The sequence below is a fragment of the Acetobacter pasteurianus subsp. pasteurianus LMG 1262 = NBRC 106471 genome (genome assembly GCF_000285275.1).
GTDB classification, from domain to species: domain Bacteria; phylum Pseudomonadota; class Alphaproteobacteria; order Acetobacterales; family Acetobacteraceae; genus Acetobacter; species Acetobacter pasteurianus.
The window spans coordinates 38,723-50,094 of record NZ_CADO01000007.1 but is presented as its reverse complement, the minus strand read 5'-3'; the positions used below and the strand labels follow the sequence as shown (position 1 = coordinate 50,094).

11 protein-coding genes are annotated in these 11,372 nt (G+C 50.5%); 3 read left to right on the top strand and 8 right to left on the bottom strand.

Translation table 11 applies throughout. The annotated features are described in order from the left end of the window. Together APA10_RS02790 and APA10_RS02785 are read left to right on the top strand one after the other, a co-directional pair. Positions 1–1,576, top strand: a 1,576-nt coding sequence (locus APA10_RS02790; protein ID WP_035367307.1) for a Hint domain-containing protein, incomplete at its 5' end; no start/stop codon positions are given. A gap of 352 nt (positions 1,577–1,928) precedes the next feature. Next, positions 1,929–2,885 (top strand): alpha/beta hydrolase, encoded by a 957-nt coding sequence (locus tag APA10_RS02785; protein ID WP_003624578.1) that lies wholly within the window; start codon positions 1,929–1,931, stop codon positions 2,883–2,885. A gap of 51 nt (positions 2,886–2,936) precedes the next feature. Here APA10_RS02785 and APA10_RS02780 read toward each other — a convergent pair whose 3' ends face one another. Both APA10_RS02780 and APA10_RS02775 read right to left on the bottom strand, forming a co-directional pair. Continuing rightward, entirely contained in the window at positions 2,937–3,641 is a 705-nt protein-coding gene (locus APA10_RS02780; protein WP_003630040.1) for a hypothetical protein, read from the bottom strand. A 101-nt stretch (positions 3,642–3,742) separates the two neighbouring features. Continuing rightward, positions 3,743–3,985 carry a hypothetical protein gene (locus APA10_RS02775; protein WP_003624576.1) on the bottom strand — a complete coding sequence of 81 codons (243 nt, stop codon included), beginning with the start codon at positions 3,983–3,985 and terminating at the stop codon, positions 3,743–3,745. A gap of 225 nt (positions 3,986–4,210) precedes the next feature. Between APA10_RS02775 and APA10_RS02770 the strand changes: the two genes are divergently transcribed. Continuing rightward, positions 4,211–5,569: an NCS2 family permease gene (locus APA10_RS02770; protein WP_035365916.1), complete on the top strand. Its 1,359-nt coding sequence runs from the start codon at positions 4,211–4,213 to the stop codon at positions 5,567–5,569. A 48-nt stretch (positions 5,570–5,617) separates the two neighbouring features. On the opposite strand, the gene APA10_RS02765 is transcribed toward APA10_RS02770, so the two are convergent. The 6 genes from APA10_RS02765 to APA10_RS02740 all read right to left on the bottom strand — a co-directional run bounded on the left by APA10_RS02765 (position 5,618) and on the right by APA10_RS02740 (position 11,277). Further along, complete coding sequence (locus tag APA10_RS02765) at positions 5,618–6,934, bottom strand: outer membrane beta-barrel protein (protein WP_003630044.1); 1,317 nt, start codon at positions 6,932–6,934, stop codon at positions 5,618–5,620. Positions 6,935–7,062: 128 nt separating this feature from the next. Then, the gene (locus APA10_RS02760; protein WP_003630046.1) at positions 7,063–7,650 is read right to left on the bottom strand and encodes a hypothetical protein; all 588 of its coding nucleotides are present in this window, start codon (positions 7,648–7,650) and stop codon (positions 7,063–7,065) included. A 42-nt stretch (positions 7,651–7,692) separates the two neighbouring features. Beyond that, positions 7,693–8,244 carry a flavodoxin family protein gene (locus APA10_RS02755; protein WP_003630047.1) on the bottom strand — a complete coding sequence of 184 codons (552 nt, stop codon included), beginning with the start codon at positions 8,242–8,244 and terminating at the stop codon, positions 7,693–7,695. Between the two features lie 184 nt (positions 8,245–8,428). Next, positions 8,429–9,067 (bottom strand): ubiquinol-cytochrome c reductase iron-sulfur subunit, encoded by a 639-nt coding sequence (gene petA / locus APA10_RS02750; RefSeq protein ID WP_003630049.1) that lies wholly within the window; start codon positions 9,065–9,067, stop codon positions 8,429–8,431. A gap of 18 nt (positions 9,068–9,085) precedes the next feature. Continuing rightward, a complete protein-coding gene (locus APA10_RS02745; RefSeq protein ID WP_003630050.1) occupies positions 9,086–9,859 on the bottom strand; it encodes a cytochrome c1 in 774 nt (257 codons plus the stop codon). After that, positions 9,859–11,277 carry a cytochrome b gene (locus APA10_RS02740; RefSeq protein WP_035365928.1) on the bottom strand — a complete coding sequence of 473 codons (1,419 nt, stop codon included), beginning with the start codon at positions 11,275–11,277 and terminating at the stop codon, positions 9,859–9,861. The genes APA10_RS02745 and APA10_RS02740 overlap by 1 nt, the downstream gene beginning before the upstream one ends. Positions 11,278–11,372: the final 95 nt, after the last annotated feature.

Here is an 11,372-nt window from a genome sequence, read left to right as displayed (position 1 = left end):
TGGGACCACCCTTAAAGGGGCGACAGAGGAAGTCTATAACGGTGGTGTTGAAAGTGGCGCCATGGTTACGGATGGTGCGCAGTTGACTGTTGATGCAGGTGGCACGGCAAATAATGTTACTGTAGAAAGCGGCAGCAAGCTGAATGTGCAAAGCGGTGGTGTGCTGAGTGGTACAGAAGTTCTGCAAAATGGGGCCAAGGCCACCATATGGGCTGCAGCCGGTGGCGTTGTTGATTTGGAAGGTAGCACTAATACGGGGCTGACCTTGGATGGTATTGATACATCTTCTGCCACAACCGTTACGACAGAAGTAACCGGTTTTGACGGAAGTGCTGCCGGAAACTCGGACGGTATTGTGCTTTCCGGGGTTAAGGCAGCCGATATTACCTCCACCAGCTATTCAGCAGATGGCAACTATGTCACTTTGTCCTTTAACGAGGGCGGATCTGTTACGCTGCACATTGATGATGTCAGCACGTATGGGTACGAGCTTTCTTCTGATGCGGATGGTAATGCCGTTTATGAAGTGTGTTTCCTTGCAGGCTCCATGATCCGCACACCGTCCGGTGATGTTGCGGTTGAAACATTGCAACTGGGGGATGAAGTTCTCACATTTGCAGATGGCCAAAGCAGTGTTCGCAAAGTGACATGGGCAGGTAAGGCACATGCAAATGTGCGAGCTGGTCTGCCGGATGATGAGGCAGGTTATCCAGTACGTATCCTCAAGAATGCCATTGCAGATGGCGTACCTTACAAGGATATGCTGATTACATCAGAGCATTGCCTGTTCTTTGATGGCAAGTTTGTGCCTGTGCGCATGCTGGTGAATGGATCTTCCATCTTTTATGATAAATCCATCACTTCTTACGATTACTATCATGTGGAAACAGAAGAACATTCTGTGATCACGGCAGATGGTATGCTGACAGAAAGCTACCTGGATACCGGTAACCGCCGGGCGTTCCGTCAGGCAGGATCTGTCATGAGCATGGGTGGAAAAGTCAAAAGCTGGGAAGAAGACGCTGCAGTAGATCTGTGTGTGGATCGGGCTTTTGTGGAACCGTTGTTCCGCAAATTGGCAGACCGCTCAGCAGGTATTGCAGGGCATCTGGTGGCTGAAGCATCGCAGGCTCTTACAGAGGAACCTGATTTGCACTTGGTGACCGATAAAGGTGCCATTGTGCGTGCTGTGCGGCGTAACGGCCAGCGGTATAGCTTTATGCTGCGTGCAGGCACACGCTTTGTGCGTGTTGTTTCCCGCGCTGCACGGCCTGCCGATGTCATTGGGCCTTTTGTGGATGATCGTCGGGTTATGGGTGTTGCTGTAGCGGATGTGCATCTTGCAGCAGTCGGAAAGCAGCATGACATCATCGCGCATCTCAAGCAGGACAAGCCCGAAGGCTGGCATGAAACGGATTGGGCAGATTGTGCATGGACAAATGGCAATGCCTTGTTGCCATTGGAAGACCATCTCATCGACCACGAAATGGGGCTGCTCTCCCTCACAATCCGTGCAGCAGGGCCTTACATTGCAAACACTGAGAAACAAGCTGATAGCGAAAAGAATTTTGCTTAATTAGAGAAGGTATTTTCATGGTCAGTCTGGTGCTAATCAGGCTGGCCATGAATCTATCTGAGCAACAGGTTGGTGGGTATTTTAGAATGCCTGTTGTTGGGTGAATTTTATATTCATATAGAAAAAATAAAATATATTATGAATTTCAATCACTCTTAAATAGCATATCTTTTAATAAATTAAACTTATAACGTGTATAAACATAATATATTATGTAAAAATTACATATAAAATATCTGAGTATTGTATTTTTATATTGATACCAATCAATAAATTCTAAGGTATGTAGGTATATACACTTGTCTTGCGGCGCGGTCTGTGATGCCAGCCGCAAAATAGGAGGCGAGTTACTATGCCAAAATCAGTAGTTAATCCCGAATTTCTTCCCATTCTTGAGAAAATGCCATCTTTTGATGGTCTTTCATCGCTTTCACTTCCAGAAGTGCGAGAAGTTTTTCTAACATCTGTGCGCCTTATAGAAGGTCGGCCTCTGCCAGATGTTATCACGCGGGAAGAATATGTGCCGGGGTTGAATAACGCCCCAGATGTGCGCGTGGTCGTTTATACGCCGCGTGAAGTGCAGCCCAATGCGCCTGCTATGGTTTACATTCATGGTGGCGGTCTCGTTTCTGGCCACCCAGAAGTGGATGACCCTAAATGCCAAAAGCTGGCCAGTGATCTAGGCTTTCAGATTTTTTCAGTTGATTATCGTCTGGCGCCAGAGGTCAAATACCCCGGTGCGATTGAAGACTGTTATGCCGTGCTGAAATGGGTGCATGAAAACGCCAGTAAGCTTGGTATTTCGCGCGATAAGGTTGTTGTTGCGGGTGAAAGTGCGGGTGGTGGTTTAAGTGCTGCACTGAGCCTGATGGCGCGTGACAAAAAAGAATACAAGCTGGCTTTCCAACTGCTTATCTACCCCATGTTGGATGATCGCACGGCAATCAACAGCGATCCGGGCGCCAATTTTGGCGAATTTGTCTGGACACGTTCTGCCAACAAATACGCATGGCAGGCTTATTTGGGCGATAAAGCGGGCGGCCCACAAACGCCACCATATGCAGCTGCTGGCCGTGCAACAGATCTGGCAGGTTTGCCTCCCACCTTTATTGGTGTGGGATCAATGGATCTGTTTTTGAAAGAAGACCTTGATTACGCAACCCGCCTGATGGCTGCGGCCGTACCAACGGAAGTTATGGTGGTGCCGGGGGCGTATCATGTGTTTGATATGTATGTGCCAGATGCCGAACTTTCCCGCAGGTTTATGGATGCCTACTGTGCAGCTCTGAAACGCACATTAAATTTGTAATACCAATAGTGTCTGACAGGGTATTTAGCCTGTCAGGCTATGGTGTTGGACTTAGCCACCACCTCTGCATGAAGCCATTTCTCTGGTAGAAACCGCTTCCGATGCAGCCTTGCGAAGTTGCAAGGCACAACTTTGCGCAGAAATAATCATTCTTTGCGCGCTGGCAGAAAAGGGTAGTCTGCCCCCACTTTTGCCCGCAGCAACAAGAGCGAGATCTTTATACGCATCTACAAAAATACTTTGTGCAACACTGCCAATATCTTCACAGCCGCCTAAATCTGTTGGCTGGAACATGTTTTTTGCGCGAAAACAAAGCAGAGAAACTTTTTTTCCGGCAGAATAAGATGAAGCTGCATTCACTCCATTATTGGAAAGATAGGCTTGTACATCATCTATGCCTGATGGGGATGAGGCGTAATCAACATAAAAATCTTCCCCTGTTTGAGAAACAGAGAGAGCCTGTCCAGTAATATAGATAGGCTTATCCATGGGAAAATCTTTTGCGGCAGTAGAGGAACTGGATTTCCATTGTGCCCAATAAGCTTGAGCCGTTACCATAGTTGGGTGCGGAAAAACTGGTGCCCAATTTATAAGGCTTTTGCCGCCGCTCAGAAATGTTTTGATATCATTGGTGAGTAAAATGGATGCGGCATCAACATAAGGGTAGGCATCATCAACAGTTTGCGGCGCAGAAGATGCCATAACTGGCGTTGCCCATATCAGCATGGCAACCAGAAGTAACTTTTTCAAATTCATCTCCCTTCTTTGTCCGCAATTATATCTTCGGAGAGAAGAAGAGGGAGTCCCGGTTTACATTTTGGTGGCAGGTGGTTTTGGGCCACCTGCCTGCGCAATTCTCAGGAATGTGCGGCAATAACGGTTTTTGCCAGAGATTCAATTTCAGAGGCTTCTACGCCCTCTGGGTTGCGCTCTGCTTTTTTAGCCACTTCGCGTTCGGCTTCACCAGCCTTTACGCCGCCTTTAAGCACATAGTTTGCCAGTTCACGCACTTCTTCCTTGGTTGCCAGTTTGGGCTGCTTAAGGGCGCGTTCTGCCAGATGGAAAAGGGAGCTGGTTTCGTGCGGTGCTTTATCAGTCATAAAAAATATCCTTTTTGCTTTGATGCTTAAACCTAAGCATTTGTTCATTTTACGAAATGGGGATGCCCCCAGCATTCGGCTACAGGGGCAGGCCGGATGGCTGCTATGTGCTGCGCAGATTACATCCGTGAGTGCAGGAAAACTTTTATTTCGCTGGTGTTATTTTTGGTCGTACATCCGTAAGATAAAGCAGAAACTGGCCCTAGCAGCACTGCCGAGGAATGGATGAGATATTTATGGTCAGGCATGCGTGCATGTCTGGATCGTGCTTTTGATATTTCTGGCCGCGGGTCCAGCATCCCCAAGGAAGTTGTGGCGGGTATCACCACCTTTGGGGCTATGGCCTATATTATGGCCGTTAACCCCAATATCTTGGCCTCAGCCGGGTTAGACCAGCATGCCATGGTTATCACCACAATAGCCTCTGCTGTTGTGGGGTCTTTCATTATGGCTGTGGGGGCCAATCTGCCTATAGCACTGGCACCTGTTATGAGCAGCAACGTGGTGTTTGCCCAGATTGTTGTTGTGCGCATGGGGGTGCCACCGGCTCAGGCCTTTACCATGGTGCTGTTGGGTGGGCTGGCTTTTCTGTTTCTCTCCCTCACGCCGTGGCGACGCAGAATTGTTGAAACATTCCCGCTCTCAGTCAAACAGGGCATTCATTTTGCTATTGGGGCCTTTGTGGCTCATATCGGCATCGTAAATGGTGGTTTGGTAACCAAGGGCGGGGAGGGGTTGGTATTCGGGCAACTGTCCAACCCTGTTGTGCTGTTGGCGCTGGCCGGGGTTTTTCTGGCCATGATGTTAAAATGGGCGCGCGTGCCAGCCGCTATTTTGCTGTCTGTTATTGCAGTAACCATTGCCGGGCTGTGGGTTGCGCATCCAGATGGCAGCAAGGTGACGCAACTGCCTGCGCATTGGGTGGATTGGCCTTCTTACCCGTGGTTCATGTTATTCCCGTATGATTTTCACGGTCTGTTTGCCAATTTGTTTCTGGTTTTGCCCATAACTCTTTATTTCTTTTTGGGTGATTTTTTTGATGCCACGGGCACCATGATGGCTGTGATGCAGCGTTCTGGTCTGAAGGATAAGCAGGGGCAGCCTTTGCTGGCAAAGTCGGCTTTTGTGGCAGATGCAACGGCCAGTGTTATTGGGTCTGCTTTGGGCACATCCACTGTTTCAGCGTATCTGGAATCTTTGGTGGGGGTAGAAGAGGGGGGACGCACCGGACTGACAACACTGGTGGTGGCCTGCCTGTTTGCGGTGTCCTCCATCTTGTGGCCACTTATTATCTGCGTGCCTGCTGTGGCAACGGCACCGGCTCTTATTCTGGTAGGTTTGGGTATGCTTGGCAGCCTGCCAGACCTGAAAGCTTTGGCTGTGCAGGAGCGGGTTATTCCGCTGTTTATGCTGCTTGTTACCGTGCTGACAGGTGATTTTATGGTCAGTCTGGCGTTTGGTTTGCTGCTGCATACAGCTTTTGTGCTGACAACCCGCAAATGGGCAGAACTTACCCTGATGCTATGTGGGTTGGATTGTGTGTTTATTTTGTATCTGGTGCTCTCATCCAGATTGGGTAGCTAAAAAGGTAAAGCAGGCTGCCACGGATATGGCAGCCTGTGCCTAAGTGTATCAGAACCCGATAACAGCATCGCCACCAAAGGTGAACATGCCGTTGTTTCGGCCACCATTAAAAGGTGTAGTGCCATTAAGGGAGCGATCAAACCGTATTTCCGGCCGAAGCTGGAATACGCGCACATGGTGCCCCAAATCTGGATGATACACGACGTTTAAGGAGAGGTCCCCATACGTGGTGCCGTGGCCAGAGGGGCCAGCAACAGTTTCTCCCCCTGTGCCAGCCAGAGCTTCCATATAGGAATTGTTGCCGCGGAAGGTGGCCACCATCATGTTGTTATTATCGCGGTAGATTTCCCCACGGTAATTGAAGGTGAATTCCTTGTTGATCTTATAGCTGAGGAAGCTGACAAAACTTTCTGCATCAGCGCCAGCAAATTGCCCCCGCGCGCCAATACCGCGCACGCCTTCATCATGCAGATAGTTGAATTCGGCGGTCACAGAGAGCTTGTCATTTATCTCATAGGTGGCGTTGATATCGTTCCAGAAGCGTTGCGCATGGTCTGCTTCATAATGTCCGATTGCGCGCCAAGAGTTTTCTGGTCCAACACGGCTGAGCTCTACAATGCGTAGTTTGCCATGTGCGAGGTTGTTGAGGTTAAAACCAAAATAGGCCGCAGGCATGTGGTTGTTATCGGAACTACCAAAGGATGTCTGGTTGCCGGTATCAATCCCGAAAGTTACATCCACCATAGGCGTTACGTGCCAGTTAAACATGGCGCCGATATGCTCAAACGGTACAGAATATTCAGATGTATAGGCAAGCGTATAAAAAGCGCGGGATGTTGGGTCCAACCCTTCAACACCCATAGGGGCCTGCAGAATACCAACCTGCATATCCAGCCCACCTTTTGTCAGCCACGGCAGGTGCACATCTACATGCGCTTGGGCGGGAATAAGCTGGTAACGCGCTTTCCATTCCTGATCCGAAATACCCAGCACATGGTAGTATCTGGCATCGGAACCATACAGTCCCTCCAGCGTGAAGCCGATTTGGTATTCGTTCAGGCTGGAGTCGATGGCTTTGGAAATGGTGAATTCAGCTTGGTTGAGCTGCACCTGGTTGGCATGATCAGCCAGGAAGTCCCCATAGTTATAGCCGGGGTTGGGGCGTGCCGGATTGGCCATGATACCGCCTTCAATCTGCCCCGTAAGGGTAATGTCAGACAGCCAGCGGCCCAAGCTGGAACTACTTGTTTTCAGGCTTGTAAAGGGCAGAACCTGCGCATGTGCCGTTTTATGCAAGGCAGGAAGCAGCAACGAAGAAGCGGAAAGAAGCAGCAGAACTTTCTGTTTTTTTTGGAGCGTCGTCATGGAGGGTTATTCCCCTTCAGTGCGGCTGTTACATGGCCAGAGCGTTTGGCAGTCTAGGCATAAACATTCCGATAAAGAAATAAAAAAGAAATGATGAATGTTATTCATCTGCGGTGCCGAACTATCGGCTATAATTTTTGCCGCATTTGCTGGCGCAGGTCATTGCAGCGTTTTGTATAATGCGCGGCTTTAAACGCGGTAATAAAGTTAATGAAAAATGCTGCGGCCAAGGAGAGGAACGAAAGTAACGTAAGCAACTCGCCAGATGTTCTAATTGGATCATCGTAATGCAGGCCAGAATACCACAACAAACTTATGCTTACGATTGCACCAATAAAGCCAAAAACACCTGTTGTTTTAATCATGGAATCTTCCACGGTTTCAAACTCTGATGTCTCACGCCACAGGTCAAAAAGCTGGCGGTCTATTTCTCCCACCGCGCCGGCATGGGCTGCTTTATCTTCTGTTGTCACTTTGTGTGGGTTTTTGCGGTAGATTTCCAGCTCCTGCCGCGCTTTGGAAAACACACGGCGGCGTTCCTTGATGGCGGGGATGCTGATATCCACAAAGCTGAGAATAGCAACATTCAAGCCAGCGGAAAGCTGGATGATAGCCTGAAAATCCCCCCAAGAAACAGCCATTACGTCCCCGTTTGCGGTAGATACTGGGGATGTTTTAGCGTTTGAGGGGCTGGCTGAAAAAGGTATAGCCAGCATGTCTGCTATTCGGCAGCAGGAAACATGCTGGCTAAGTGTCTGTTATTTAAAGCGAGAAGTTATGTCGGCAATACGTGCGCCATAAGCCGTTGCTGTATCCAGATCCCCGCTGGGAATTTCATCTACGCTGGCATCAGATGGGCTTTGCACCAGCAGGCCAGCGGCTCCCCCCAGCACGTTGAGATCTGCTTTTGTAGCGGCTTTGGTGTTGGAGGGTAGCAGGTCAAGGCTGATCCAGATTCCACCATGCTGCGCCGCCAGAACCTGAAGCCATGCCATGGTGCAACCTTTATCCCCTACCGGGCTGGCGCTGTTTGTAAAGCCGGCAAACAGCTTGTTCTGCCACCCACGATTGAACCAGATGCGGGATGTGGCATCTGCAAACTTTTTAAACTGCCAACTGGCATTGCCCATATAGGTGGGGGTGCCAAACACAATGGTTTTGGCTTTGTCCAAAGCTTCCCAACTGCTTTCTGGCAGATCACCATTTTGATCAATTTCCAGCAGTGTAGCGTTGGCGCCTTTGACAACGTATTCTGCGACCCGGCGGGTATGACCAAACCCAGAATGATAAACCACCACAATATCAGACATCTATTTTACACCCTTGCAATCAAGCTGGTTAGAAAAAGCAACCACAACACAGATTGGCGGTTTTCCATTCCCTCGATAAGGGTGAATTTTGACAATTCATCTCACACTCTCAGAGTGAGATGAGGCGGTCTGCTATGCAGATATAAAAAACGCCGCAGGGTGAATGCGGCGTTTGTAGAGAAGATTAAATCTGTTCGATTGTTGAGAAATCGAAGTTTTGCCCCTTGGGGTTTTCTCCCAGCCTGATGCTGGTAGGCGAGGGCATGGAATAAGGCGGCACAGGCAGATTATACGGAGCCGGTGCGCCTTTATAAACGCGGCCTGCCAGATCAAACTTTGATCCGTGGCACGGGCAGCCATAGCCACCACATGTATCGGCCGTGTTGCCCGTAGGTTGGTTAAGGCCCGGCACGCAGCCCAAATGCGTGCAAATACCCACGTAAACGCCATATTCCGGCACAAGGGAGCGATGCCAGTTGCGGGCATAAGCGGGCTGCTGGTTTGCAGTGGATTCTGCATCCCGCAGTTTTTCGGCCAGAGCGTGGTCTTGCAGCAGAGCAATTTCTTCCGGCGTGCGGCGCATGATAAAGACAGGCTTGCCCTGCCAGACAACCGTCATCTGCTGGCCGGGGGTGAGCTTGGAAATATCAACATCCACTGGCAGATGGGCGGATGCACTGTCCTGCGGCTTCAGGCTTTGCACAAACGGAACAGCACAGGCCGCCAAGCCTGTAACTGTGCCAGCCGTGGTTACAATTCCCAAAAAGTCACGGCGTCCGGGGGCTTGTTCTGTTGCTGCGGTTTCTTCGGTTTCGCGTGTCATGCTGTTCGTGCTTTCCGTTTATCCGTGCGATTTCAGGTTTTTCCAGATTTTCCGCTTCCATGCGATAGCCAGAACAAGCAGAACAGCCAGATAAGCCAGAACCCCTTTGCCAATATGGTGGCGCTCATTACGGTGTGGATCTGCAGCCCAGACCAGGAATGTGGTAATATCCTTGGCCTGCTGCTCCACAGTTGCCGGTGTGCCATCTGGGTATTGAATGGCACCGTTCATTAACGGCGGGGGCATACCAATCATATGGCCTTCTGCCCAATCATTATAGAATTTGCCCGGCACAACAGGGGCATCAGCCGGTGGGGGCATGCGGTAACCTGTTAGAAAGGCATAAAGCCAATCTGCTCCACCGGGGTGCACAGCCGCCAAGCGAGATTGATCTGGTGGCGCAACCCCACCCATAACCGCAGCCGCTGCGGCATCATTGGGGAAGGGAGAGCGGAAGTGATCATCCGGCAAGCCGGGGCGCATTGTGGGCATGCCGGAGATGCCAACCGGGCCAGCAATCTGCTTGCTATGGGCAAGATCTGTAATCGCCTGATCACTTAGCCCAATGCCTTCCAGATCCCGATATGTCAGGCTGCGCATGCCGTGGCAGCTGGCGCATACATGATCATACACCAAAAAGCCGCGCTGCAGGCTGGCTTTATCATAGGTGCCGGTTGCACCCTCAAAGCTCCATTTCTGATGCGGCGGAGCTTTATCTGGCGTGCTGGCCAGTGCGGGCATTGCAAGGGTAAACGCTGCCAGCAAGGAGCCTGCAAAAACATGCTTACGCATCAGGCATCTCCCTGTGAGGCAGCAATGGAGGAAGGGAGAGGGCGCGTTTTTTCCGTGCGGGAAACAAGGGGAAGGAACACAAGGAAATACCCAAAATAATAAAGCCCAGCCAAACGGGCGGCAATTAGCCAGCCACCTTGTGCGTGGTGCTTGCCTGCATCTGCCAGCACAATAAATGCACACACAACGCCCAGAAGCCCAATACGGCACAGGGGGCGAAAACGCATGGAGCGCACGGGGGAGCGATCAAGCCACGGCAAGGCAAACAGAACCAGCAGGGAGCCAGCGGCAGCTACAAGACCGCCAAATTTGGATGGCACGGATTGCAAAAGCCCATAAAACGGCAGGAAATACCATTCAGGTTCAATGTCTGCTGGTGTGTGCATGGGGTCTGCCGGGGTGTAGTTGTCTGGCTCAATCAGCATGTTGGGCCAAAAGAACATCAGGGCTGCAAACACCATTGCAAACAGAATAAGCCCAACCAGATCCTTGCTGACATAGTAAGGGTAGAAAGGCACCGTATCCTTGGGGGTGCGTGGTTCAACACCCGTGGGGTTGTTGGAGCCTGAAACGTGCACAGCCGCTACGTGCATGCCCACAACACCCACAATCAGAAATGCCAGAACAAAGTGCAGCACAAAAAAGCGATGGAGGAAGATATCTCCCAGATGGTCGCTGCCTGTCATGATGTGTTCCAGCGTTGGGCCAATACCCGGTATGGCACCCACGGCTTTGGTAATTACATCTGCGCCCCAATAGGACATCTGGCCCCACGGCAGCAGATAGCCTGCAAAAGCGGTAGCCATAACCATCAGCATCAGCACAAGGCCGGTCAGCCACAGCAGTTCACGCGGGGCTTTGTAAGATCCGTAATAAAGCCCACGAAACAGATGCAGATACAAAGCTGCCAGAAACAGGTTTGCGCCTGTCATGTGCATGGCACGCAAAAGCCATCCGCCAGAAAGCTGGCGTTCTATGGCTTCAACAGAAAGAAAAGCCCCTGCATCTGTGGGGGTATAGTTCATGGCAAGAAAAACGCCACTGGCCAGCATCAGCCCCAGAACAAGCGTCAGAATAGCCCCAAAATTCCACCAGCCATTCAGATTGCGCGGTACACGGAAATCAACATATTCAGCCCGAAAGGCAGAAATGACCGGAAGGCGTCTGTTAATCCAGCCAGCCAGGCCAGAATAGGGTGGTGTGGAAGAAGCAGATGTTTGCTTCTGGTCGGGTATGCTCATGGTAAATCCATGTTGGCTGGCAGAAACAGGGGCAGACAGTGCTCCGTATTCCGCTGTGGCTGTAAGGAAAGGCAACGCATACCCAAAAGCGATATGCGGAATCCATGGCTCAGATGAGATATGAAGGGCATGCAGGTTAAAGTCGTTTCGTCTGCCTACATATGATGCAAAACGCACGTGCTTGGTGTTGTGCCATAAAAACCTGCCATAGATTGCTATCAGAATGACCAAGATTAAGAAGCAATAAGTTCCTTTTACCTGATCCAGATAGA